The organism is Micromonospora sp. DT44, assembly GCF_049841635.1.
Taxonomy (GTDB): domain Bacteria; phylum Actinomycetota; class Actinomycetes; order Mycobacteriales; family Micromonosporaceae; genus Micromonospora.
This window is the reverse complement of record NZ_JBNCKS010000003.1, coordinates 15,739-40,239: the sequence shown is the minus strand read 5'-3', so window position 1 is coordinate 40,239 and position 24,501 is coordinate 15,739. Positions and strand designations below refer to the sequence as shown.

General features: G+C 73.2%; 20 protein-coding genes. 15 read left to right on the top strand and 5 right to left on the bottom strand.

Features of this window, described 5'->3' with window-relative positions:
- Positions 1-87 precede the first annotated feature (87 nt).
- On the bottom strand, positions 88-3,822 hold the full coding sequence (locus ACLQ25_RS02670) for a multifunctional oxoglutarate decarboxylase/oxoglutarate dehydrogenase thiamine pyrophosphate-binding subunit/dihydrolipoyllysine-residue succinyltransferase subunit (RefSeq protein WP_425728710.1): 3,735 nt from the start codon (positions 3,820-3,822) through the stop codon (positions 88-90).
- A gap of 254 nt (positions 3,823-4,076) precedes the next feature.
- Here ACLQ25_RS02670 and ACLQ25_RS02665 point away from each other — a divergent pair, with 254 nt between their 5' ends.
- Both ACLQ25_RS02665 and ACLQ25_RS02660 read left to right on the top strand, forming a co-directional pair.
- Entirely contained in the window at positions 4,077-4,418 is a 342-nt protein-coding gene (locus ACLQ25_RS02665; RefSeq protein WP_425728708.1) for a hypothetical protein, read from the top strand.
- On the top strand, positions 4,415-4,822 hold the full coding sequence (locus ACLQ25_RS02660; protein WP_425728706.1) for a hypothetical protein: 408 nt from the start codon (positions 4,415-4,417) through the stop codon (positions 4,820-4,822). Before ACLQ25_RS02665 ends, ACLQ25_RS02660 begins: the two co-directional genes overlap by 4 nt.
- 57 nt (positions 4,823-4,879) lie before the next feature.
- Here the strand turns inward: ACLQ25_RS02660 and ACLQ25_RS02655 are convergent, their stop codons facing one another.
- The 3 genes from ACLQ25_RS02655 to ACLQ25_RS02645 all read right to left on the bottom strand — a co-directional run bounded on the left by ACLQ25_RS02655 (position 4,880) and on the right by ACLQ25_RS02645 (position 7,407).
- Entirely contained in the window at positions 4,880-5,701 is an 822-nt protein-coding gene (locus tag ACLQ25_RS02655) for an ABC transporter permease (RefSeq protein ID WP_425728704.1), read from the bottom strand.
- Positions 5,698-6,633 (bottom strand): ABC transporter ATP-binding protein, encoded by a 936-nt coding sequence (locus ACLQ25_RS02650; protein WP_425728702.1) that lies wholly within the window; start codon positions 6,631-6,633, stop codon positions 5,698-5,700. Before ACLQ25_RS02650 ends, ACLQ25_RS02655 begins: the two co-directional genes overlap by 4 nt.
- A 129-nt stretch (positions 6,634-6,762) precedes the next feature.
- Complete coding sequence (locus tag ACLQ25_RS02645) at positions 6,763-7,407, bottom strand: hypothetical protein (RefSeq protein WP_425728700.1); 645 nt, start codon at positions 7,405-7,407, stop codon at positions 6,763-6,765.
- Between the two features lie 151 nt (positions 7,408-7,558).
- On the opposite strand from ACLQ25_RS02645, the gene ACLQ25_RS02640 reads away from it, so the two are divergent.
- The 9 genes from ACLQ25_RS02640 to ACLQ25_RS02600 all read left to right on the top strand — a co-directional run bounded on the left by ACLQ25_RS02640 (position 7,559) and on the right by ACLQ25_RS02600 (position 17,126).
- Positions 7,559-8,335: a GNAT family N-acetyltransferase gene (locus ACLQ25_RS02640; protein ID WP_425728698.1), complete on the top strand. Its 777-nt coding sequence runs from the start codon at positions 7,559-7,561 to the stop codon at positions 8,333-8,335.
- Positions 8,332-9,261 carry a lysophospholipid acyltransferase family protein gene (locus ACLQ25_RS02635; RefSeq protein ID WP_425728696.1) on the top strand — a complete coding sequence of 310 codons (930 nt, stop codon included), beginning with the start codon at positions 8,332-8,334 and terminating at the stop codon, positions 9,259-9,261. The genes ACLQ25_RS02640 and ACLQ25_RS02635 overlap by 4 nt, the downstream gene beginning before the upstream one ends.
- A gap of 273 nt (positions 9,262-9,534) precedes the next feature.
- A complete protein-coding gene (locus tag ACLQ25_RS02630; protein ID WP_425728694.1) occupies positions 9,535-10,359 on the top strand; it encodes a DUF4097 family beta strand repeat-containing protein in 825 nt (274 codons plus the stop codon).
- Complete coding sequence (locus tag ACLQ25_RS02625) at positions 10,356-10,967, top strand: PadR family transcriptional regulator (protein ID WP_425728692.1); 612 nt, start codon at positions 10,356-10,358, stop codon at positions 10,965-10,967. The genes ACLQ25_RS02630 and ACLQ25_RS02625 overlap by 4 nt, the downstream gene beginning before the upstream one ends.
- A 73-nt stretch (positions 10,968-11,040) precedes the next feature.
- Positions 11,041-11,742 (top strand): response regulator transcription factor, encoded by a 702-nt coding sequence (locus tag ACLQ25_RS02620; protein WP_425728690.1) that lies wholly within the window; start codon positions 11,041-11,043, stop codon positions 11,740-11,742.
- Positions 11,739-13,295, top strand: coding sequence for a sensor histidine kinase (locus ACLQ25_RS02615; protein WP_425728688.1), 1,557 nt, complete (start codon positions 11,739-11,741; stop codon positions 13,293-13,295). Before ACLQ25_RS02620 ends, ACLQ25_RS02615 begins: the two co-directional genes overlap by 4 nt.
- Before the next feature lie 62 nt (positions 13,296-13,357).
- Positions 13,358-15,091 (top strand): trypsin-like peptidase domain-containing protein, encoded by a 1,734-nt coding sequence (locus ACLQ25_RS02610; protein ID WP_425728686.1) that lies wholly within the window; start codon positions 13,358-13,360, stop codon positions 15,089-15,091.
- Positions 15,092-15,260: 169 nt separating this feature from the next.
- On the top strand, positions 15,261-15,929 hold the full coding sequence (locus tag ACLQ25_RS02605) for a BON domain-containing protein (RefSeq protein ID WP_425728684.1): 669 nt from the start codon (positions 15,261-15,263) through the stop codon (positions 15,927-15,929).
- A gap of 141 nt (positions 15,930-16,070) precedes the next feature.
- Positions 16,071-17,126, top strand: a complete 1,056-nt coding sequence (locus ACLQ25_RS02600) for a glycosyltransferase (RefSeq protein ID WP_425728953.1) — start codon at positions 16,071-16,073, stop codon at positions 17,124-17,126.
- Positions 17,127-17,141: 15 nt separating this feature from the next.
- Here the strand turns inward: ACLQ25_RS02600 and ACLQ25_RS02595 are convergent, their stop codons facing one another.
- Complete coding sequence (locus ACLQ25_RS02595) at positions 17,142-18,641, bottom strand: protein kinase domain-containing protein (protein WP_425728682.1); 1,500 nt, start codon at positions 18,639-18,641, stop codon at positions 17,142-17,144.
- A 164-nt stretch (positions 18,642-18,805) separates the two neighbouring features.
- On the opposite strand from ACLQ25_RS02595, the gene ACLQ25_RS02590 reads away from it, so the two are divergent.
- Genes ACLQ25_RS02590 through ACLQ25_RS02575 form a run of 4 tightly spaced genes read left to right on the top strand, consistent with a single transcriptional unit; the run spans position 18,806 to position 24,465 of the window.
- Positions 18,806-19,639 carry a patatin-like phospholipase family protein gene (locus ACLQ25_RS02590; RefSeq protein ID WP_425728680.1) on the top strand — a complete coding sequence of 278 codons (834 nt, stop codon included), beginning with the start codon at positions 18,806-18,808 and terminating at the stop codon, positions 19,637-19,639.
- Complete coding sequence (locus ACLQ25_RS02585; protein WP_425728678.1) at positions 19,639-20,655, top strand: 1-acyl-sn-glycerol-3-phosphate acyltransferase; 1,017 nt, start codon at positions 19,639-19,641, stop codon at positions 20,653-20,655. The genes ACLQ25_RS02590 and ACLQ25_RS02585 overlap by 1 nt, the downstream gene beginning before the upstream one ends.
- A gap of 9 nt (positions 20,656-20,664) precedes the next feature.
- Positions 20,665-20,985 carry a divalent-cation tolerance protein CutA gene (cutA, locus tag ACLQ25_RS02580; protein WP_425728676.1) on the top strand — a complete coding sequence of 107 codons (321 nt, stop codon included), beginning with the start codon at positions 20,665-20,667 and terminating at the stop codon, positions 20,983-20,985.
- A gap of 48 nt (positions 20,986-21,033) precedes the next feature.
- Positions 21,034-24,465 (top strand): SCO7613 C-terminal domain-containing membrane protein, encoded by a 3,432-nt coding sequence (locus ACLQ25_RS02575; protein ID WP_425728674.1) that lies wholly within the window; start codon positions 21,034-21,036, stop codon positions 24,463-24,465.
- The last annotated feature ends 36 nt before the right edge of the window (positions 24,466-24,501 follow it).

Sequence of the window (24,501 nt, the reverse complement as noted above, 5' to 3'; positions counted from 1 at the left end):
GGGCGGGTCGGTGATCGGATGGACCGACGCGAGCCGGGGCAGGACCGTGGTCGACGGCCCTGCCCCGGCTCGCGTGGCGCGGTCAGGTCACGGGCGGGGGAGCGCCGCCTCGATGAGCGCGGTCTGCTCGACCTCGTGGGTCTTGGCCGAGCCGACCGCCGGGGCCGCCGCGGCCGGGCGGGAGATCCGCCGCAGCCGGACGTCGGTGAGGTGCTCCAGCAGGTTGAGCGCCACGAACGACCAGGCGCCCTGGTTGGCCGGCTCCTCCTGCACCCAGGCGAAGTCCTCCGCGTTCGGGTACTGCGCCAGGGCGGCGCGGATCTCCTCCACCGGCAGCGGGTAGAGCTGCTCGATCCGGAGGATCGCGGTGTCGGTGACGCCGCGCTCCTGCCGGGCCTGGAACAGGTCGTAGTAGACCTTGCCGGAGCAGAGCAGCACCCGCTTCACCGCCTCCGGCGCCGGGGCGGCCGTGTCGCGCAGCACCGGCTGGAAGGTGCCGGTGGTGAAGTCCTCCACGGAGGAGACGCAGAGCTTGTGCCGCAGCAGCGACTTGGGCGTGAACACCACAAGCGGCTTGCGCTTGGGCGACAGGGCCTGGCGGCGCAGCAGGTGGAAGTAGTTCGCCGGGGTTGTCGGGATGGCGACCCGCATGTTGTCCTCGGCGCACATCTGCAGGAACCGCTCCGGCCGACCGGAGGTGTGGTCCGGGCCCTGGCCCTCGTGGCCGTGCGGCAGCAGCAGGGTCACCGCGGAGCGCTGACCCCACTTCACCTCGCCGGACGAGATGAACTCGTCGATCACCGACTGGGCGCCGTTGACGAAGTCACCGAACTGGGCCTCCCAGGCGACCAGCGCGTTGATGTTCTCCACCGAGTAGCCGTACTCGAAGCCCATCGCCGCGTACTCGCTGAGCAGCGAGTCGTGCACGAAGAACCGGGAGCGCTCGCCGTCGCCGGTGAGCGACTTGAGCGGCAGGTAGTCGTCCCCGGTGCGGGAGTCGACGATCGACGCGTGCCGCTGGACGAAGGTGCCGCGACGCGAGTCCTGACCGGCAAGCCGGACGGTCACCCCGTCGTGCAGCAGCGCCCCGAACGCGATGATCTCGCCGTACCCCCAGTCGATGTTGCCCTCGACGGACATCTTGGCCCGCCGGTCGAGCAGCTGCTGAATGCGCTTGTGCGGGGTGAAGCCCTCCGGCAGGTTGACGTGCGCCTCGCCGATCGCCTTGACGACGGCGGCGTCGGTGGCGGTGTCGACAGCCGGCTCCGGCTCCTCCTCGCGGCGCGGCCGGTTGAGCTGGCGCGGCGCGGCGGCGGCGTCCCGGGTGGCCTTGAAGACCTTCTCCAGTTGCGCCTGGTAGTCGCGCAGCAGCTCCTCCGCGTCCTCCACGGTGATGTCGCCGCGACCGATCAGCTCCTCGGTGTAGAGCTTGCGCACCGAACGCTTCGAGTCGATGATCTTGTACATCTGAGGGTTGGACATCGACGGGTCGTCGCCCTCGTTGTGGCCGCGCCGGCGGTAGCAGACCATGTCGATCACGACGTCCTTGTTGAACGTCTGCCGGTACTCGAAGGCCAGCCGGGCCACCCGGACCACGGCCTCCGGGTCGTCGCCGTTGACGTGGAAGATGGGCGCCTGGATCATCCGGGCCACATCGGTGCTGTAGAGGCTGGAACGGCTGTACTCCGGGGCGGTGGTGAAGCCGACCTGGTTGTTGACCACCACGTGCACGGTGCCGCCCGTGCGGTAGCCGCGCAGCTGTGACAGGTTGAGCGTCTCGGCGACCACGCCCTGCCCGGCGAACGCGGCGTCACCGTGCACCGCCAGCGGCAGCACGGTGTAGCCCTCCAGCTTGAGGTCGATCCGGTCCTGCTTGGCCCGGACGATGCCCTCCAGCACCGGGTCGACGGCCTCCAGGTGTGACGGGTTGGCCACCAGAGACACCTTGACGACGTGCTCGCCGTCCGGGGTGGTGAACTTGCCGTTCTGGCCCAGGTGGTACTTCACGTCGCCGGAGCCCTGCGTGGAGCGCGGGTCCAGGTGGCCCTCGAACTCCGAGAAGATCTTCTCGTACGGCTTGCCGACGATGTTGGCCAGCACGTTGAGGCGGCCACGGTGGGCCATGCCGATGACGACCTCGTCCAGGCCGTTCTCGGCGGAGGACTCCAGCACCTCGCCGAGCAGCGGGATCAGGGACTCGCCGCCTTCCAGCGAGAAGCGCTTCTGGCCCACGTACTTGGTCTGCAGGAAGGTCTCGAACGCCTCGGCCGCGTTGAGCCGGTTGAGCACGTGCTTCTGCTCGTCGGCGGACGGCTTCTCGTACTTGCGCTCGATCCGCTCCTGGATCCAGCGCCGCTCCTCCGGGTCCTGGATGTGCATGTACTCGATGCCGACCCGGCGGCAGTACGAGTCGCGCAGCACGCCGAGGATCTCGCGCAGCTTCATCCGCTGCCGACCGGCGAAGCCGTTGACCGGGAACTCGCGGTCCAGGTCCCACAGGGTCAGCCCGTGCTGGAGGACGTCCAGGTCGGGGTGCTTGCGGATCTTGAACTCGAGCGGGTCGGTGTCGGCCATCAGGTGACCGCGCACGCGGTACGCGTGGATCAGCTCGTGCACCCGGGCGGTCTTGTTGATCTGACCCTCGGAGTTGACGGCGACGTCCCGCATCCAGCGCACCGGCTCGTACGGGATGCGCAGCGAGGTGAAGATCTGGTCGTAGAAGCCGCGCTCGCCGAGGATCAGCTCGTGCATCACCTTGAGGAACTCGCCGGACTGCGCGCCCTGGATGATCCGGTGGTCGTACGTGCTGGTCAGCGTGATGACCTTGCTGACCGCCAGCTCGGCGAGGGTGGCCTCGGACATGCCCTGGTAGGGGGCCGGGTACTCCATCGCGCCGACGCCGATGATCGCGCTCTGCCCCTGCATGAGCCGCGGCATCGAGTGCACGGTGCCGATGCCGCCCGGGTTCGTCAGCGAGATCGTGGTGCCGGAGTAGTCCTCCATGGTCAGCTCGTTGCGCCGCGCCCGCCGGACGACGTCCTCGTACGCCTGCCAGAACTGCCGGAAGTCCATCTGCTCGCAGCCCTTGATGGAGGGGACCACCAGGTTGCGGCTGCCGTCCGGCTTGGCCAGGTCGATGGCGATGCCGAGGTTGACGTGCGCCGGGCGGACCACGGCCGGCTTGCCGTTTGCCTCGGCGAACGAGTTGTTCATCTCGGGGTGCTCGACCAGCGCGCGGACCATCGCGTAGCCGACGAGGTGGGTGAAGCTGACCTTGCCGCCCCGCCCACGGGCGAGGTGGTTGTTGATCACGATGCGGTTGTCGACCAGCAGCTTCGCCGGGACCGCGCGCACGCTGGTCGCGGTCGGCACGCTCAGCGAGGCGTCCATGTTCTGGACGATCTTCGCGGCGACACCCCGTAGCGGCGTGGTCTGCGGGCCGTCGGCGGTCGGCACGGGCGCCTTCGCGGCCGGCTTGGCCGGGGCCTCCTTCGCCGGCGCCGGGGCGCTCTTGACCGGGGCGGGCGCGGCGGCGGCCGGCTTGGCCGGCGCGGCGGCGGCCGGCTTCGCGGCGGGCTGGGCCACCTTGGCCGCGGCCTCCGGCTGGCCGTCCGGCTCGGGCGCGGCGGCCGGCTTGCCGGCGCTCTCCGGGCGCGGTGTGGCGGCGCCGGGCGCTGGTCGATAGTCGGCGAAGAAGTCGTGCCAGGCTGAATCGACGCTCGTGGGGTCGGCGAGGTAGCGCTGGTACATCTCCTCGACGATCCACTCGTTCGGGCCGAAACCCGCCAGTGGGTTCTCCTGCGAAGTCTGCTGGGTCGACACGGCCGGTAATCGCCTCTTTCACGCGGGTTTGTGTGTCACGCGGTGTCCGTCACACCGATCAAGGAGAACGGACATACGTCTCCCAGGCTACGCCGTACGGATCGCTCCGGCATTTCCGCCTCGGTCGGGTGGCCCGATTCACAGAAGATGCCAGAAGTTCGGCAACCCCTGCGGCGATCGTTGCCGGCTGGTACGGCGAGATTGAGTATCCCGACGGATATCTCGACCGGCCCTCCTCCACCAGGATCGGGCGCATGGATCGACACGGGGTACGGGGGCGCTACGGCAGGAGCATGGGGGTAGCGGCCGGTTGGTACGTCACCGCCATCGCGGCCGTGGCGGTGGGCACCACGAGCGTGCCGAGCACACCGGTGGACGACGACTGCGCGGCCTGGTTCAGCTGCATGTCGCCGGGGGAGTCGCTGGCGTTCGTCGCGCTGGTGTGGGGCGCACCGATATTCGTCGGGGTGATGTTCGTGACGGCGCTGGTGGCCGCGCTGGCCGCCCGGGTCGTCCCGTCGGCCGTGGTCGCCGGGACGCTGTCCGCGGTGGTCAGCCTCACGCTCTGCGGCGCCGTCCTCGGGGGGCTGGCATGAAACGGATCGGCCTCGGAGGGCTCTTCTTCGCCTGGCTCTACGGGGTGCCGTTCCTGCTGGTGGTGGGGCTGATCCGGCGCGTCTCAAAGCCCTACACGCCGACGTGCGCCGAAGCCAAGGCCTTCGGCGCGACCACCGACGCCCTGCTGACGACCGGGCTCCTGCTCAACGCGGTGCTTCCGGTGGTCGGTCTGCTGCTGGCCGGGCTGGCCGGGGAGGGGCGGTGGCGTCGGCACTTCGCCGGGGCGTTCGCCGGGATGGCGCTGATCTACGTGGCGGTCGCGTTGGTGGGCGGCATGGCGACCAGCGCGCTGATCGGGCACGTCCCCGCCGACCAGGAGCCGGCACCGCAGATCACCCAGTGCATACCCATCAGCGGCGGCCGGGGCTGCCCCGGCGGCTGACAGGCGGACAGACCCCGGGGTGACGGCCGTGCCGCCGCCACCCCGGAATCCGGTCGGTCAGGAGATGTCGCGCCGGCGGATCAGCAGGGAGCCGGCCACACCGGTGACCACCGCGTACCCGATCAGCACGGCCGCGCCGGCCCAGCGCGGCGGGTTGCCGGGGATGTCGGCCCCGGTGACCATCAGCGACGAGGCCAGCGACGGCACCAGCAGCTGCAGGTTGTTGATCCAGTCACCCCAGCGATCCGCCAGGATGGCGATCACGAAGATGGCGCCGATCGAGCCGCCCAGGTAGAGCAGGATGCCGGTCACAGTCGCGCCGATCTGGCTGCGGATCAGCACGCCGATGCCGACGCCGAACACCGCCCACAGCAGGTACGCGAGCAGATTCAACCCGATGGCCCGCCAGGCCGCGTCGTTGCCCAGTTGCGAGTCCACCCCGACCGCGCTCAGCACCGCCGACCCGGCGATCAGGTTGAACACGGTGGTGACCAGCCAGAACAGCAGCGCCAGCACCCCCGCCGCGACCAGCTTGGCGAGCATCACCGCGGTGCGGTGCGGGCTCGTGAGGAACGTGGTGGTGACCGTCTGGTGGAAGAACTCGCTGGTCACCACGATGATGCCGAGCAGCATGACGATCAGCAGCCCGAAGAACTGCCCGGTGGTGAACAGGTTCGACGAGAGCGCGTCCGGAGTGGCCGCCGCGGCGAACTGGTCCGCCTGATCGCCCACCTGGGCGGGGTCGGTGCTGGTGAGGGCGTCGGCCTGCAACCAGTTGATGAGCAGCGTGAGCGCCCACAGCGGCAGGCTGATCAGCGCGAAGATCCACCAGGTGTTGGTGGTACGGATCTTGAGCAGCTCGGATCGGACCAGGTTCATCGGATGCCCGCCTTTCCGGCCGTCAGCTCCAGGAAGACCCGTTCCAGGTCGGGTCGTTCGGTGGACAGTTCGTGCAGTTCCACGCCGGCGGCCAGGGCGGCCCGGCCGATCGTCGGGGCGTCCACCCCGGACACCAGCAGCACGCCGTGCTCGTCGGTGGTGACGGTGGCCGACTGCGCCTTCAGCGCGGTGGTCAACGCCTCGGCCTGCGGGGTGCGGACCCGGACCTGGGCGCCCTGCGCCATCGACCCGAGCACCTGCTCGACCGGCCCCTGCCGGACGAGCTGGCCGGCCGCGATGATCACCACGTCGTCGGCGAGGAGCTGCATCTCGGACAGCAGGTGGCTGGAGACCAGCACCGTACGGCCCTCGTGGGCGAGGTTCTTGAGGAACCCGCGCATCCACCGGATGCCCTCCGGGTCCAGGCCGTTGGCCGGCTCGTCGAGGATCAGCACCCGTGGGTCGCCGAGCATCGCCGCGGCGATACCGAGCCGCTGCTTCATGCCCAGCGAGTAGCCCTTGAACTTGCGCTTCGCGGCCGGGGTCAGCCCGACCAGCTCCAGCACCTCGTCGGCCCGAGTGCGGGGCAGACCGGCCGCCGCGCAGATCACCCGCAGGTGGTTGATGCCGGTGCGGCCCTTGTGCGCGCTGGACGCCTCCAGGATCGCGCCGACGTGCCGCAGCGGGTCGGTCAGGTCGGCGTAGCGGTGGCCGCTGATGGTGGCCGTGCCCCCGGTCGGCGTGACCAGGTTCAGCAGCATGCGCAGCGTGGTCGTCTTGCCGGCGCCGTTCGGGCCGAGGAAGCCGGTCACCCGCCCCGGTGCCACGGTGAAGGACAGGTTGTTCACCGCCCGCACGTTCTTGTACTGCTTCGTCAGACCGGACACCACGATCTGACCGTCGCTGGTGGGGCTTCGCTGCCCGTCAGTCATCGTTCTCCTCCCGTGTGGCGTCGAGGTACGCCGTGGCACAGCGTGACGGTACCGAGCAACAAGGTCAATCAGCCCGAGTACCTACGGCGTGGTCCTCCTCAGGAAGGACGCCCGGGACGACGACGGACCTCAGCGGGCGATCCAGGTGGCCCGAGCCGCGCCGAGCAGCGCGCCGTCCGGGCCGTACAGGCTGGTGTGCACCAGCGCCTTGCGGCCGTCGACACCGATCAGCGCGCCGGTCACCACGCACTCGTCGCCGGGCGCCGGCCGGGCCGTGACCACGGCGGCGATCCGGCCGAGCAGGTACGGGCGGTCCGACGCGAGCACCGTCCAGCCGCCGGGGCAGTCCAGCGCGGCCCAGACGGTGGCGTCGTCGACCTGCTCGGGAGCGCGGAACGGCGCGGCGGTCCGGCCGTCCGGCAGTCGTCCGGGGAAGATCCGCAAGCCGTCGGTCCGGCCCGGACCACAGACAAAACACCCGGGGTACGGATGCGCGACGAACCCGGGGTAGCGGGTGGCCGCCTCCGCCGCCGTCTGAGCGTCGACAGGCGGTACGACGGCGTCCACGACACCGGCCGGGCGGACCTCGGCCACCAGGTCGCCGGCCGGGTCCCGGACCTCGCCGTCGACGAGGGTCAGCTCCGTCTCCAGTGGCGGTGGCCGACGCAGCGTCACCTCGACCGGTCCCGGCCCCGCCGCGGTGGCGAAGAGGCCGGCGCTCCACCCGCCGTTGCCGGAGCCGGTGGGCCCGTTGTAGCGGGACTCGACGCGCATGGGTGACCTCCGTGTGGCGTGGAGCGGCATCGTCGCCGGTCCGTCCCGCAGCCTCGCACGAAGGCATCCCGCAGGCATCCGCCGGCCGGCGTTCATCCGTCCGACACCAGCGGTGCCCGCCGATGGCACCCGGGGCCCTTACACAGATCCCATGGCCGTTCTGCATGTCGCTGGCACGCCACTGACGACCAGCGGATACACCCTGCTGATCGCCGACGACCCCACCCAGGTCGCGGCCGCGCAACGCCTGCGCCACGAGGTGTTCGCCACCGAGTTGGGCGCCACCCTCGCACCCGGCGCGGCCGGGTTGGACGTGGACCCCTTCGACGCCCACTGCGACCACCTCATCGTCCGGGAGGACAGCACCGGGCAGGTGGTCGGCACGTACCGGCTGCTGCCGCCGGGGCGTACCGACCGGCGGTACGCCGAGAGCGAGTTCGACCTCGCCGCGCTGGACCCACTGCGCGACGACCTCGTCGAGACGGGCCGTTCCTGCGTGCATCCGGACCACCGCTCCGGCGCGGTGATCAACCTGATGTGGGCGGGGCTCACCCGCTACCTGCACCTGCGCGGCTCCCGCTGGCTCGGCGGCTGCGCCTCGGTGCCGGTCGACGACGGCGGTCGTACGGTCGCCGGAGTGTGGGCGCAGGCCCAGGCCCGGCACCTGTCGCCGCCGCCGCTGCGGGTCCGGTCGCTGCGTCCGTGGTTCGCCGAGCCGGCCGCCGCCCTGGCCGCCCCGGCCACCGATCCGGGCGCCCGGGTGGCGGTCCCGCCGCTGCTGCGCGGTTACCTGCGACTCGGCGCGTGGATCTGCGGCGAGCCGTCGTACGACCCCGACTTCGGGTGCGCCGACTTCTACGTGCTCTTCTCCCTCGACCGGATGAACCCGCGCTACCTGCGGCACTTCCTGGGCGGGGACGAGCGGTGAGCGTCGTGGCGCACGACCTGTGGCGGCCCTCGTCGGGCTGCGACGACGACTGTCTACCGGCGACCGGCGAGGTGCCCACGGTGTCGGTGGCCCGCCGGGTGCTCCGGCTGGTCGCGGCGGGAGTCATGCTGTTGGCCGGGGTGGGCGTGGCGGTGCTGCTGCCCGTGCTGCCGGCGCCCGAGCGGCAGGCCCTGCTGCGTGGCTGGGCCCGTGGCACGGTGCGCGCCTTCGGCGTCCGGCTGGTGATCAAGGGGCGGCTGCCCCGGCGGCGCGCGCTGCTGGTCGCCAACCACGTGTCGTGGTTGGACATCCTCGCCGTCCTGGCGGTCGCGCCCACCCGGATGGTGGCGAAGCGCGAGATCCGATCGTGGCCGGTGGTCGGGCTGCTGGCCGCCGCCGCGGGCACGGTCTTCGTGGACCGGTCGCGCCCGCGCGCGCTGCCGGCCACCGTGCGCCGGCTCGCCGACACGCTGCGCGCCGGCCGGTCGGTCGCGGTCTTTCCCGAGGGTACGACCTGGTGCGCCGGGAACGGCGCGGCCGAGTGTCGCCCCGGGCGCGGCTTCCGTCCGGCCATGTTCCAGGCGGCGATCGACGCGGGTGCTCCGGTGGTGCCGCTGCGGCTCGGGTACCGGATCGCGGACACCGGGGCGTGCACCACGGTCGCCGCGTTCCTCGGCGCGGACACCCTGCTGCGCTCGGTGGCCCGGGTGGTCGCGGCCCGGCATCTGGTGGTGTCGGTGACGATCGCCGCCGCGCTGCACCCGGGGCAGGACGCCGACCGGCGGTTGCTGGCCCGGGCCGCCGAGTCGGCCGTACACCTGGTGGCGGCCCTCCCGGCGCGGACCCGGCTGCGGCCCGTCGCCACCCTGCCCCCGGCCGTCCCAGCGCCGTCCAACCCCGGTCGGGAGCTGGACCTGGCCGCCTGAACCGGCCCTCGCCCGCTGTGCCGGTCCCTGCCGCTGTGCCGGCCCTCGCCCGCTGTGCCGCGTCCGCTCGCGCGGGGGAACGCCCGTCAAGATCCGCGCAACAACAGGGTTCTTGCTGCCTCCCGGGCGCCGGAGGCAGCAACATCCGGGAAGCTGCGCGGGTCTTGGCGGGTGCCGCTGCACAACGTCTCGCGACAGTCTTGTCGTATCGCGATGTATCGCGTTACTGTCTTCTCGAGAGGCACGCTCCGTGCCGTCGAGAGGAGCACAGCCATGGCCGGATGGACGGTCGAGACGCCGCAGCGGCTCACCCTGGACGGTCCGGTCACCCGGCTGGACGTCCGCCTCGTCAGCGGACGGCTCAACGTGGTCGCTACCGACGGGCCGGCCCGGATCGACATCACCGAGATCGGCCGTCGACCCGTCCTGATCGACCACTCCGACGGCCGCCTCAGCATCCGCCAGGAGCGCGAATGGGGCTGGCCGGGTTTCCTGCGCGGCCTCCGGGCGATCCACCGCTTCCCCCGGGTGGACGTGTCGGTTGCCGTCCCCGCCGACGTCCTCGCCGATCTGGGCCTGGGGGCGGGCTCAGTGGTCGTCTCCGGGCTGCGCCGGCAGACCACCGTCGACCTCGCCGCCGGCCAGATCACCCTCATGGGGCTGCGCGGCACCACCTTCGCGAAGCTCACCTCGGGGCCGGTGGAGGCGCTCGGGGTGCGCGGCGATCTCACCCTGGAGACCGTCTCCGGGGAGGTGATCCTCGCCGACAGCGCCGCCGAGCGGGTGCGGGCGCAGACCGTCTCCGGTGCCATCACCTGTGACCTCGGTGGGCGACGGGGCAGCGACATCCGGCTCACCACGATCTCCGGCAGCATCACCGTCCGGGTCCGCGAGGACAGCGACCTCTCCGTCCGGCTGAACACCGCCGCTGGCCGGATCACCAGCGGCTTCCCGCAGGTACGCAGCTCGACATATCCGCTGCCGAGTAGCGAGGGGGTGCTCGGCAGCGGTGACGGTAAGCTCTGGGCCTCCGCGACCTCGGGCAGCATCGCGCTGCTCGCCCGAGCGGTCGACGACGATTCCGAGGAGCTGCCGTGACCGCCGTGTTCAGCCACGGACGGCTCCGGCTCTACCTGCTCAAGCTCCTGGACGACGGTCCCAAGCACGGCTACGAGCTGATCCGCCTCCTGGAGGACCGGTTCCTGGGTCTCTACGCGCCCAGCGCCGGCACCATCTATCCCCGGCTGCAACGGTTGGAGGCCGAAGGGCTGGTCAGCCACACCGCCGCCGGCGGGCGCAAGACGTACGCCATCACCGACGCCGGCCTCGACGAGCTGCGTCAACGCGCCGGTGAGCTGGCCGCGTTGGAGGCGGACATCGCGGCCTCGGTGGCGGACCTCTCCACCCTGGCCGGCGAGATCCGCAGCGAGGTGCGCGGCTCGACGCGGGACCTCAAGCGGGAGCTGAGCGAGGCCGCCCGGCAGACCCGGCGGACGCGGTGGGCACCCTCCGCGTCGTCGCACCGACCGCCACCGCCCGACGCGCCACGCGCCGCCCTGCTCGACGAGTTCGATCAGCGGCTGGCCTCGTTCACCGGCGAGGTGAGCCGCCTGGCGCGCGGGCGGCAATTCAGCGACACTCAACTGCGCACGGCGATCCGGCTGCTCGACGGGGCCCTGGACGGGCTGCGGCGGCTGCTGCGCTGACCGTCCGCGACTCACAGGATTTTTCCAGGAAGCGTCCAGCGCCGGTGCAGTGAGTTCACCGATGATTGGGCCCATGGCCGCTACCCAGACCGAGGCGCGACTTCTCGTCGTCGAGGACGACCCCAACATCCTCGAACTGCTCTCCGCGAGCCTGCGCTTCGCGGGCTTCGACGTGGCCACCGCGACCAGCGGCAGCGCGGCCCTGAACGCCGCCAAGGACCACCGGCCCGACCTCGTCGTGCTCGACGTGATGCTGCCGGACCTGGACGGCTTCGAGGTCATCCGGATGCTGCGCGAGGGCGGTACGCGTACCCCGGTGGTCTTCCTGACCGCGCGGGACGCCACCGACGACAAGATCCGCGGGCTCACCCTGGGCGGCGACGACTACGTCACCAAGCCGTTCAGCCTGGAGGAGTTGACCGCCCGGATTCGCGCCGTGCTGCGTCGCACCACCACCGGCGAGCAGACCCCGTCCCGGCTCACCTTCGCCGATCTGGAGCTGGACGAGGAGACCCACGAGGTGCACCGCGCCGGGCAGCGGGTGCAGCTCTCGCCGACCGAGTTCAAGCTGCTGCGCTACCTGATGCTCAACGCCAACCGGGTGCTGTCCAAGGCGCAGATCCTCGACCACGTCTGGAACTACGACTTCCGGGGCGACGACAACATCGTCGAGTCCTACATCTCCTACCTGCGCCGCAAGGTGGACACCGGGCAGCCCCGGTTGATCCACACCCTCCGGGGCGTGGGGTACGTGCTGCGCAAGCCGGCGGCGTGAACCCGGTCCAGCAGGCGAAGGAGCGGGTCCGCGGCGTGCCGCTGCGGCTGAAGCTGGTCACCTCGGTGCTCACGCTGGTCGCCGTCGCGTTGCTGGTGATCAGCTCGCTGACCGCCTACTTCCTGCGCAACTACCTGCAGGGCCAAGTCGACGGGCAGGTCAGGTCGACCGCCCAGGGCCTCGGCCAGTTGCTTCCGAAGCTGCGCAGCGGCGAGGTCGGCGCGATGCTGCCCAGCGACTACGTCGTCATCGTGGCCGACGAGCAGCAGGTGTACCAGCCCAAATACGACCGTCTCAGCTACGACCCCGACCAACTGCCCGCGTTCCCCACCAGCCGCGCGGGTTTCGAGGCGGAGGAGGGCGAGCCGCAGACCGTCCTGGCCCACAACGGCTACACCCGCTGGCGGGTGTACTACGCCCCCCAGCCGGACGGCTCCGTGCTGGCCGTGGGTCAGCCGCTGACCGACGTGGACCGGGCGGTCAAGCAACTCGTCTGGATAGACCTCCTGGTCGGTGGCGCGGTGCTGATCATGCTGGCGTCGGTCGGCGCGGCGATCGTCCGGACCAGCCTCAAGCCCCTCGTCGAGATCGAACAGACCGCCGCCGCCATCGCCGGTGGCGACCTCACCCGCCGGGTGCCCGACCCCGAACAGGGCCAGGAGCATCCGACCTCCGAGCTGGGGCGGTTGTCCCGCGCTCTGAACGCGATGCTCACCCAAATCGAGGCGGCGTTCACCGCTCGCGCGGCGTCCGAGACGGCCGCCCGTTCGGCCGAGAGCAGCGCCCGGGACGCGGCGGCCGCCGCCCAGACGTCCGAGGCGCGGGCCCGGCGCTCCGAGGAGCGGATGCGGCAGTTCGTGGCGGACGCCTCGCACGAGCTGCGGACCCCGCTGACCACCATCCGCGGCTTCGCCGAGCTGTACCGGCAGGGCGCGGCCCGTGCGCCGGAGCAGACCGCCGGCCTGCTGCGCCGGATCGAGGACGAGGCCGCCCGGATGGGTCTGCTGGTGGAGGACCTGCTGCTGCTGGCCCGGCTGGACCGGGAACGCCCGCTCTCGCTGGCCCCGGTGGAGCTGCCGGTGCTCGCCTCCGACGCGGTGCAGGCGGCCCGCGCGATGGCCCCGGACCGGCGGATCGATCTGGACATCGAGCCCGGATCGGGTCCGCTCGTCGTCTTCGCCGACGACGCGCGTCTGCGCCAGGTCATCGGCAACCTCGTCACCAACGCCCTCACCCACACCCCACCGGACGCCGAGATCCGCCTGCGCCTGCGCGCCGAGACGGGCAACCTCGCCATCATCGAGGTGGCGGACACCGGCCCGGGGCTCTCCCCGGAGCAGGCCGAGCGGGTGTTCGAGCGGTTCTACCGCGCCGACGCGGCGCGGACCCGACGCGCCGACGGCAACACCGGTACGGGCCTCGGCCTGGCCATCGTGGCGGCCCTGGTGACCGCCCACCACGGTTCGGTCGAGGTGGCGGAGACGCCAGGTGGTGGGGCGACCTTCCGGGTCCGGCTGCCGCTGCTGCCATCGACCGAGGAGAGCGGCGAGTGACTTTCAGCCAACTTCCAGGACGGTTCCAGCTTCATCGCAGTGCCGGGGGAGAAGGTAGGGACATGACCGAGTTCGAGTCCGACCCGCAGCGCCGGCCGGCCCCCACCGACGCCGAGCCGTCGCACCCCACCGCCGAGCTGCCGCGCGACGAGCGCGCGCAGTCCGACTCTCCGACCACCTCCCTTGCGGCCCACGGGGACGCGACGCCGACCGCCGCCATCCCGGCCGCCGACGACGCGCCGACCGCGCCCGTCGCGCACGTCGGCCAGCCCACCGGGTACGAGCCGTCGACCGCCGCGCAGCCCGCCGGGTACGAGCCGCCGACCGGTACGCAGCCCACCGGGTACGAGCCGCCGACCGGTACGCAGCCCACCGGGTACGAGCCGCCGACCGCCGGGTACCAGCCGGCCGCCGGCCAGCCCACCGGGTACGAGCCGCCGACCGCCGGCGCGTCCGCGCCGCCGTACCCGGTCTCCGGCCACCCGGCGCCCGGCCAGCACGGCTACCCGCAGCCGACCGACGGTCGCTATCCGGGTGCCCCCTGGTACGCGGGCCAGCAGTCCGGCTGGGCCGGCGGGGGCCAGCCGGGCGGGGCCTACCCGCAGCACCCGGGTCAGCACGCCCAGCACGCGCAGCACCCCGGACAGCACGCGCAGCACCCCGGACAGCACGCGCAGCACCCGGGACAGCCCGTGCCGCCCTGGGGCCCGCAGGCCACGCCGCCCGGTTCCGGGCCCCGGCCGGGCCGGATCGCCAAGTTCGCCGGCGCCGGCGTCGCGGTGTTCGCCCTGATGCTCGGCTCCGGCGTGGCCGGTGGGGCGCTCGCGCTCGCCCTTGACGGTGACCGTGGCGGCGTCACCCGCACCTACACGGCAGCGCCGGTGCTCAACAGCGCGGACCTGCCGAAGATCGCCGCCGCCGTACAGGACAGCGTCGTCTCCATCGCCACCGACAGCGGTGAGGGCTCCGGCGTGGTGCTCACCTCCGACGGCTACGTGCTCACCAACAACCACGTGGTCGCCTCCGCGAGCGGGGACACCGTGCAGGTGGTCTTCGCCGACGGCAGGAACGTCCAGGCGAAGATCGTCGGCACCGACCCGAAGACCGACCTGGCCGTGGTCAAGGCCAACGGGGTGAGCGACCTCAAGCCGGCGAAGTTCGGCGACAGCGACGCCATGCAGGTCGGCGATCAGGTCCTCGCGCTGGGTAGCCCGCTCGGCCTCCAGGGCTCGGTGACCGCTGGCATCCTCAGCGCCCGGGACCGCACCATCCGGGCCGGCGAGGGCCAGCAGCAGGACCCGCGCCAGCAGGGCCAGGCCGTCAGCTCGATCTCCGGGCTGCTCCAGACCGACGCGCCGATCAACCCCGGCAACTCCGGTGGCGCGCTGGTCAACACCCGGGGTGAGGTGATCGGCGTCAACACCGCCATCGCCACCTCCGGGCAGAGCACCGGCAACATCGGCGTCGGCTTCGCCATCCCGAGCAACAAGGCCAAGGACGTGGCGGGCAAGCTCCAGCGCGGCGAGAAGGTCAGCCACCCGTCGCTCGGGGTCGGTGTCAACCAGGCCGAGGGCGGCGGCGCGTTGGTCGCCTCGGTCACCCCGGGCAGCCCCGCCGAGAAGGCCGGCCTCCAGCAGGGCGACGTCGTCACCCGCTTCGGCGACAAGGCGATCAACGACTCCGACGATCTGGTGGGCGCGGTGCAGGCCGGCAAGGTCGGTGACCGGGTCGAGCTGCACTTCAAGCGCAACGGGGCCGAGAAGACGGTGACGGTGACGCTCACCGAGACGTCCTGACCGGCCACAGAACCTGCCTCCCTCCGGCGGCGGGTGGCGGAGCCAAGGGGGTTGGCTCCGCCACCCGCCGCTTTTTTCCACGGCGGTTCACCCTGTTCGGGTGAACCGCCGTCACCCGTGTGCCCGGAAGGCTCGGCGGGCGAGCCGGCGAGCGTACGGGGGTAGGCCGATGAGCGCGGTGGACGTCGAGGACGACCAGCGGATCCAGCGGGACGTCCTGGCCGAGCTGGCCTGGGATCCGCAGGTGTCGCCGAACGAGATCGGGGTGATCGTCGACCGGGGAGTGGTCACCCTCACCGGGTACGTCGACGGCGCTGCCCGTGGCTGGGCGGCCGCCCGGTGCGCCCAGCGGGTCCGGGGCGTACGCGCGGTGGCCGACGAGATCGAGGTACGACTTCCGGGGACGCCGGGGCGTACCGACGGTGACATCGCCCTCGCGGCGTCCCGCGCCCTCGAATGGGACAGTTTCGTGCCCGCCGAGCGGCTGGACGTCAGTGTGGCCAACGGCTGGTTGATGCTGCGCGGTGAGGTCGAGTTCGGCTGGCAGCGGCGCGCCGCCGAGGGGGAGCTGCGCCGCCTGGACGGCGTACGGGGAGTCACGAACCTCGTCGAGGTGCGACCGTCGACGCCGCCGCCGGACGAGCGGACACGGCGGGACGTCCAGCGCGCGCTGGCGCGGACGCTCGGCGGCGAACGGGTGACGGTGGAGGTGGACGGTGACACGCTGGTCCTCGCCGGGGTGGTCCGCTCGTGGTGGGAACGGGACCAGGTGGAGCGGGTGGCGTGGTCCACGCCGGGTGTGCGGGTCGTGCACGACCAACTCCTGGTCGGCGGGTGAGCGTCCGTCTTGTCCGGTTTATCGGTGGTCGCGGGGGGAACCCGCCGCGAACCATGCCGACCGGGGGACCAACGAGGAGGACTCGTGGCCGTGAACCACCCGCCCGCCGACCGCTCACCGGAGCGGTCGTTGCGCATCGCGATGGTGGTCCCGCCCTGGCTGTCCGTGCCGCCGCCCGGCTACGGCGGCCTGGAACAGGTGGTGGCCGGCCTGGTGGACGCGTTGACCGCGCACGGTCACGCGCTGACGCTGTTCGGTGCCGGTGATCACCATGGCACCGCCGCCAGCGGCTTCGTCTCCACCGTGGCGGAGGTGCAGTACGAACGACTCGGCGAGTCCCTGCCGGAGCTGGCGCACCTGGCCCGGGTGAACCGCCTGATCACGCCGGCCGACTTCGACGTGATCCACGACCACAGCACGATCGGCCCGCTGGTGGCCGGCCGTCGGTCGGTGCCGACGGTGGCGACCGTGCACGGCAACCCGGTGGGGGAGTACGGCGACGTGCTCGGCGACGCCGACGAGAACGTAGCCCTGGTGGCCATCTCGCACGCCCAGCGTCGACTCAACACGGGCCTGCCCTGGGCCGGCACCGTGCACAACGCGCTGGATCTGCGGGGCTTTCCGCGCAAGAGCGAGCCGGGCCCCGGTCCGGTGCTGTGGCTGGCCCGGTTCAGCCCGGACAAGGGCCCGGACGTCGCCATCCGCGCCTGCCGGGAGGCGGGCCTACCACTGCTGCTGGCCGGCAAGTGCAACGAGCCGGCCGAGCGGCGCTACTACGAGCAGGTCGTCGAGCCGCTTCTCGACGAGGACGTGACGGTCGTCCTGAACGCCGACCGTGCCGAGACCCTGCGGATGCTCGTCGACGCCCGCTGCCTGGTCATGCCGATCCAGTGGGACGAGCCGTTCGGCATGGTGATGCTGGAGGCGATGGCGACCGGTACGCCGGTGGTCGCCCTGGACCGGGGCGCGGTGCCGGAACTGGTGCGACCCGGACTGACCGGGCTGATCTGCCGAGGGCCTGCGGAGTTGCCCGCCGCGCTGCTGGCCGCGCGGGAGTTGGACCCGCGCGACTGCGTGGCGCACGTCGCCGAGAACTTCTCGGTCGAGCGGATGGCGTACGGCTACGAGGAGGTCTACCAGCGCTTCGCCCTCGGCCGGCCCGACGTGCGGCGCACGGCCACCGTCGCGGTCCGCTGACCGCCTCGCCCCGGGTCAGACACGTGCCGCGCCTAGTTCGGCGATCGCGGCGTCGAGCCGCTGCGCGTACGCCGGGCTGATCGCTCCCTCGCCGAGCCGGACGGCGACCTTCGCCCGCAGCCGCGCCACCGATGGTGCCAGCTCGTCCCGGCCGGAGCTGACGGCGACGAGCAGGTTGCCCAGCGACTGGCGCAGGTCGAGGCCGACATCGCTACGGATTTCCCCATCGCGCACCCCGGCGTCGACAAGCGCGTTGACGCGGATGCCAGCTTCGGCGAGGGTGCCCGGCCCGGCGGTGGACGCGACGCTGGGCGGCGCCGACGATTTCGCCGGCGCCGGTTGGAACGGTGCGCTGGCGGGCGGATCGGTCGGCGGCCCGCTGGGTGCGGGCGTCGCCGGGCCGGCACTGGGCTGCACCTGGCGACGCGGCTGGTCGTCGGGGAGCAGGGCCACCCCGGCCAGCGCTACGGCGACGGCCAGGACCACCGGGATCAGGAGCAGCGCCGGACGTCGGAACGACCGGCCGGTACCGCCGCCCGGCGACGTCATCGGCCGGGCCACGTCGTCGACGCGTACCACCGTCACGACGCCGGCCCGCGCGGCCGGAGCGACGGTCGGCTGCGGCAACGGACCCGACAGGGGCGGGACCGGCACCGCGATCGTGGCGGTCGGCGGGTCGGGCGTCAGCAGGTGGCCGCGCAGCACGGTGGCGACCTGCCGGGCCGTCGGCCGGTCGGCCGGGTCGCGGGCGAGGCTGCGTAGACAGATCCGGGCGACCTCGATGGGCAGATCCGGCACGCCGGCCAGCGTCGGCGCGGGGCCGCCGGCGAGCGCGGCGCTGAGCTGTTCCCAGGTGTCCGCCGGGTACGGCACCCGCCCGGTCAACGCCTCGTACAGCAGGACGCCGAGCGAGTAGACGTCGGTGGCCGGCTGGGCAGGCGCGCCGTCGAGGCGTTCCGGGGCGACGTACGCCGGGGTGCCGAACGTGCCGCCGTCCTCGTCCTCGTCCGGTGCGCCGATCCGGGTGGCGATGCCGAAGTCGAGGACCTTCACCCCCATCGCCGTCATCATGACGTTGGCCGGGGTGATGTCCCGGTGCACGATGCCCAGCCGGTGCGCGGCGGCCAGCGCGTCGGCGACCTGGGCACCCACCTCGACGGCCTCGGGCCACGGCAGCGGCCCCTCGGTGAGGCGTAGCTCCAACTCCTCGCCGCTGAGCAGCTCCATCACGACGAACGAGGTGATCGAGCCGTCCGGGTCGACCGTCTCGCCGTAGTCGTGCACCGAGGTGACGTGCGGGTGCACCAACTGGGCGGCGGCGCGCGCCTCCTCCCGCACCATGTCGCGGAACCGCGCGTCGGCGGCCAGCGAGGCGGCGAGCACCTTGAGCGCCACGAAGCGGTCGAGCACCTCGTCCCGCGCGCGCCAGATGACCGACATGCCGCCGGCACCGATCTGGTCGATGAGTCGGTACCTGCGGGCCAGCAAGCGGCCCGGATGCAATGCTGCCTTCACGGATCGCACCTGCCCTCGGGGTGGGAGCGGTATCAGGTTGCGCGAATGTGTCCACCCTGTCAACGCCGACGGTAGGGATCGTCGGCGGACGGTGGCTGGGGTGCGCCGACCGTCCGGTGGCGGCGGCCCGTGGGTGGGCTGCGGGCCCGTGCCAGGATGAGGACATGGCTCCGGGACCGGTGGCGTTCGTACTCGGCGGCGGCGGGGTGCTCGGCGCCGTCGAGGTGGGCATGCTGCGCGCCCTGTTCCGCGCCGGCATCCAGCCCGACATGGTGCTCGGCACGTCGATCGGCGCCGTCAACGGCGCGCTGGTCGCCGCCGACCCGTCCGAGGCGGTGACCGACCGGCTGGTCCGGCTGTGGGCGTCACCCGAGGCCAGCGAGGTGTACGGCGATTCGGTCGCCCGGCAACTGCGCCGCTTCGCCGCCCGTACCCATCTGCACTCGCCCCGGCCGCTGCGCCGGCTGCTCGAATCCGAGCTGGGCGTGGACACCACCTTCGCCGACCTGCGGGTGCCGTTCCGCTGCTGCGCCGCCCACATTGAGCGGGCCGCCGAGCACTGGTTCACCAGCGGTCCGGTCGTGCCGGCGGTGTTGGCGTCGGCGTCGGTGCCGGGCCTGCTCCCGCCCATGGAGATCGACGGCGCGCACTACATCGACGGTGGCATCGTCAACTCCATCCCGATCGGCGAGGCGGTGGCCGCGGGCGCGAGTCAGGTCTTCGTACTCCAGGTGGGCCGGATCGAACGGGAGCTGACGCCGCCCCGGCGGCCGTGGGAGATCGCGCAGGTGGCGTTCGAGATCTCCCGCCGGCACCGTTTCTTCCGGGAGATGGCCGCGCTGCCCGAGGGGGTGGAGGTGCATGTCCTCCCGACCGGTGGGCTGAATCCGCGCGACGACGCGCCGTGGGCGTACCGGGACATGGCGGCGGTGGGCCGTCGGATCAGCCGGGCGTACACCGCTTCCCGCCGCTACCTCGCCGCCCACGTGGAACGCTGATGCCGCTTCCTCCCAGGTGGTTGCGGCGGCTGCTGATCGCTCCCGGCGTGGTGCTGCTCGCAGTCGTCGTGGTGGGCACGCTGCCGGTCTGGGCGCTGCTGGCCGCGGCTGCCTCACCGCTGGTCCCGGGCCGGCTGCGTCCCCTGCGGCTGCTCTGGATCGGCTGTGTCTACCTGGTCTGGGACGCAGCCGCGCTGCTCGCCCTGTTCGTCCTCTGGCTCGCCTCCGGCTTCGGCTGGCGCAGCCGGTCGCCGGCCTTCCAGCGCGCGCACTACGTGCTGGCCGGCTGGTTCCTGCGGGTGCTGTTCTGGCAGGCCCGCTGGTCGCTGCGGCTGACCATCGACGTGGTCGGCACCGACCCGGACACTGCCCTGCCCGGCCGGCCCGAGCTGGTGCTGTGCCGGCACGCCGGGCCGGGCGACTCGTTCATCCTGATCCACGGGCTGGTCAACTGGTTCAAGCGGGAGCCGCGGATCGTCCTCAAGGACAGCCTCCAGTGGGACCCGGCGATCGACGTGCTGCTCAACAGGTTGCCCAACCGGTTCATCGCGCCCACGGCGGAGCGTGGCGAGAAGACCGTACGCCAGGTTGGGCACCTGGCCACCGGCCTGGACGACAACGACGCCTTCGTGATCTTCCCGGAGGGCGGCAACTTCACCCCGAGGCGGCGGCTGCGCGCTATCGCCCGGCTCCGCTCGCTCGGGCTGGAACGCATGGCGAGGCGTGCCGAACGGATGCGCCACGTGCTCGCCCCGCAGCCCGGTGGGGTGCTCGCCGCGTTGGACGCCGCACCGGACGCCGGGGTCATCTTCGTTGCCCACACCGGTCTGGACCAGATGCTCACCATCGGCGACGTGTGGCGGGAACTGCCCATGGACAAGCGGATTGTGATGCGGTTCTGGTCGGTGCCGCCGGAGGAGGTGCCGACCGAGCGGCAGCAGCGCATCGACTGGCTCTTCGACTGGTGGGCGCAGATCGACACGTGGATCGCCGCTAACCGAGAGGTTGCCGCGTAGGGTGCGCTCGTGGACCAGATCTGCGTGGTGACGACGGTGGTGGATGCGCGTTCGGTCGCGGACGTGTTGGCGGCGGCGGCCGTCGCCGGGCGGCTCGCCGCCTGTGCCCAGGTCGGCGGTCAGGTGGACAGCACCTACTGGTGGCGTTCTGGAGTGGAGACCAGCACCGAGTGGTCCGTGCAGTTCAAGACCGCGCCGGACCGGTTGGCCGCGCTGGTGGACCAGATCCGGGCCAGCCACCCGTACGAGGTTCCGGAGATCCTGGTGTCCAGGGTGGAGAGCGGGAACCCCGGGTACGCGGCCTGGGTCCACGACCACACCCGACCGTAGGTACGCCTACTCTGGGCCGTACCCCACCGGGTTCTCGATGATGACCGGGTGGACGACACCCGCTATCCCTGCCCCGCCTGCGGCGGCCCGGCTGATCTGAGCGCCGGTTGCGCCGGTTGCCATCGCCCACCGGACCCGACGGCGGCCGAGGTGGTCCGACTGAGCCGCGAGGTGGCTCGGCTCGAACCCGAGGTCGAGCGGGCGCGCCGGACGTACACCGAGTTGGCGGGGTTGCTGACGGCGACCTCGCGGCGGCGCGCCGAGCTGGCCGCCGTCGTGCGGGCACAGCGGGCGGCGCCGACTCCGGTCGTGCCGGCGACGCCGCTGGCAGCGCCGACGCCAGCGGTGGCTACGCCGGCACCCGGCGTGGCGGAGACCTCGACGCGGACCGTCCAGGGGCTGCTGTTCGTCCTGGGTGGACTGCTGCTCGGTACGGCGGCGGTGGTCTTCACGGCGGTGGCCTGGGCGGCGGTGGGGGTCGGTGGCCGGGCGTTGATCCTGGCGGCGGTCACGGCCCTGGTCCTGGCCGTCCCGCTGCTGGTGGTCCGGCGGGGTCTACGGGGGACGGCGGAGACGTTCGCCGCGGTGGGCCTGCTGCTGGTGTTGCTCGACGGGTACGCCGCCTGGTCGGTGGACCTGGCCGGGGTGTCCGCTTGGCCGGGGACCCGGTACGCCGCGCTGGTCGGGGGGGTCAGCGCGGTGGTCGCCGTCGCGTACGGGCGGCTCAGCGGGTTGGCCGGGCCCTGGTTCACCGCGCTGGTGGCGGCCCAGCCGGTGCTGCCGCTGCTCGCGGTGGAGGCCGAGGTCGGCGCGGACGGCTGGGCGCTGGTGTTGCTCGGGGTGGCCCTGCTCGATCTGGGGGTGCTGGTCGCGCTGCGCGACGGGGTGGCAGGCGGGCGGCTCGCCGGTCGGGTGCTCGCCGGGGTGGGTCACGTCGGTGCGCTGGTCGCCGCCGCCGCGTGTGCGCTGGTGCCGTTGCTGCTGGGGCGGGCGGCGGGTACGCCGCTGCTGGCCGGGGCGCCGTTGCTGCTGGTCGCGGTGACGGGGGTCGGCGCGGCGTGGCTGGTCGGCGGCGCGGCGCTGCGGGCGGTGGCCGCGGGGCTGCTCGTTCCGGTGCTCGCCGCCGCGCTGCTGCGCCCGGTGGGCGAGCTGCGTCCGTCGCTGCTGCTGCTCGCGGCGTCGACGGTGGCGCTCGTGCTGGCGGGGGTGGTGCGGTTGCTGCCCACCGGTTGGCGTGCCGGGCCGCGTGCCGGCGCGCTGCTGGTCGCCGCCGGCACGGCGCAGATCACGGTGCTGATCACCGGCGCGTTGGCGGTGGCCGCCGCCGCCCGGTCGCTGCCACCGTGGCACGGGGCCGGTTGGGGGCCGGACCTGAGTTGGGGTTGGCAGGTGGCGCCCGCCGTGGCACTGGCGCTGGCCGCGACCGTGTCGCTGTTGCCCCGACGCCTGTGGGCGGTGCTCGCCTCGGCCGGCGCGGTGGCGGTGCTGCTCGCCGTCCCGGTCGGCTGGACGGTGTCGTGGGCGACGGTGGTGGCCGTGGACCTGGTGGGTGGGTCCGTGCTGCTGCTCGCCGTGCTGGCCCGTCCGGCGACCCGACCGGCGATCCTGCTCGGCTGGGCGTCCGGTGGCGCGGTCCTGCTCGGGCACGCGCTGCTGGTGGCGCTCGCCGATCCGGTCGGCGTGACGGTGGCGTTGGGCACCACCGGGGTGCTCGGGGTGGCGGTGGCGTCGCGGCGGGGGGTCGGTGCGTACCACCGGGTGGCGGGTATGGGTGTGCTGGTCGCGCAGCTCGCGCTGCCCGGCGTCGCCGCGGCGGCGGTGTTCGCGGCCGGCGCGCCGCCGTGGTGGCAGGCCCGCGCGGCCCTGGCCGTCGCCGGGCTCTCGCTGGTCGCGGTGCTCGCGGTGCGTCGCCGCCGGGCCGACCTCATCGGGTACGCGGTGACGGGCTCGGTGGTCGCCGCGCTGGCGGCCGGGGTCGCGCCGCTGCTGGCGGCGGGGGACGAGCCGGTGACGTTGTACGCCGCGCTGGCGGCGCTCGGTGTCGTGCTCGTCGCCCGTTGGGATGGCCTGTCGACGACCGGTGGCGAGCCGGCCGGGCCGGGGGAACAGCCGGCGGTCGGGGGGCCGTCGGTGGTCGGCGCGTCGGGCGTCCTGGTGGCGGCGGGTGGGGTGCTGGCGGTGGTCGCGGTGCTGGCCGCGTTGCCGGCGGTGTGGGGCGCGCTGGTCGCGCCGTACGGCATCCCCGGGCCGGTCCGGTCCGGCGCGCCGACCGTCGTCGCCGACCGTGGGCTGCTCCCCGCCGGGCTGGCGCTCGTCACGCTGGCGGTGGCGGCGGCGCTGGCGGGTTGGCGGGTACGCCCACCCGTGCTGGCGGCTGTGCCGTTCGCCGGTGCCGCGCTGCCGGTGCTGCTCGTCGCGGTGGGCGCGCCCTGGCCGGTGTTGCCGGCCGCCGCCCTGCTCGCCGGGGTGTCCGCGCTGCTGCTCGCCGCGCTGCTGACGCCCCGGTGGGCGCTCGCGTCGCTCGTCGTACCGACGGGGGCGGTGCTGGCCGTGGCCGGGGTGACGGGGTTCCTGGCCACCCGGTCCGGCACGCTCGTGGCCGAGGGCACGCTCGTCGTGGCGGCCGTGGTCATCGGTGTCGGGGCGCGGGTGGCCGGGGTCCGCGTCGCCGGCAGCGTCGCGGCGGTGGGGGCGGCGTGCGCGTTGGCGGTGTCGGCGACGCTCGCCGGCGGGCTGCCGGTGCGGGCGGCGGCGTACCCGCTGTTGGGGGTGGCCGTGCTGGTCCTCGCCGTTGCCGCCGCGAGCGGCCGGCGGGTGGTCGTCGGCCGGGTGCTGGATGCCGCCGCGCAGGCGGTGGCGCTGGTGGCGGCGGTGCTCGCCGTCGAGTCGGCCCGGCATCTCGCGACCGTCTGCGTGCTGTGGGGGGTGGCCGTGGCGCTGCGGCTGCTGCGGCGGGGCGAGCCGGCCGGTCGCCGGTGGCGGTTCGCGGCCGTCGCCGCCGGCAGCGAGCTGCTCGGGGCGTGGGTGCTGCTCGCGGCGGGCGGGGTGACCGTGCTGGAGGCGTACACCCTGCCGGCGGCGGCGCTCGCCGTCGGGGCGGGGCTGGTGGCGATGCGGAGCCGGCCGGGGCTGACCAGTTGGCCGGCGCTCGGTCCGGGGCTCGTCGCGGCGCTCGTGCCGAGCCTGGTGTCGGTGCTCGCCGGGCCGGACCCGCAGCCGTGGCGGCGGTTGCTGCTCGGGGCGGCGGCGCTGGGCATAGTGTTGGCCGGGGCCCGCCGTCGCTGGCAGGCGCCCGTGCTGGTCGGAGGTGCGGTGCTGGCGGCCCTGGCGCTGCACGAGCTGGCCCGCGGGTGGGACCTGCTGCCCCGGTGGATCTACCTGGGCGTCGGCGGGTTGGCGTTGATCGGGTTGGCCGCGAGCTATGAGCGGCGGCGGCGTGACCTGGCCCGACTGCGCGCCGCGGTGGCCCGGCTGGGCTGAGTCGAGGTCGGGGGTAGGGCTCGCCCTACCCCCCGT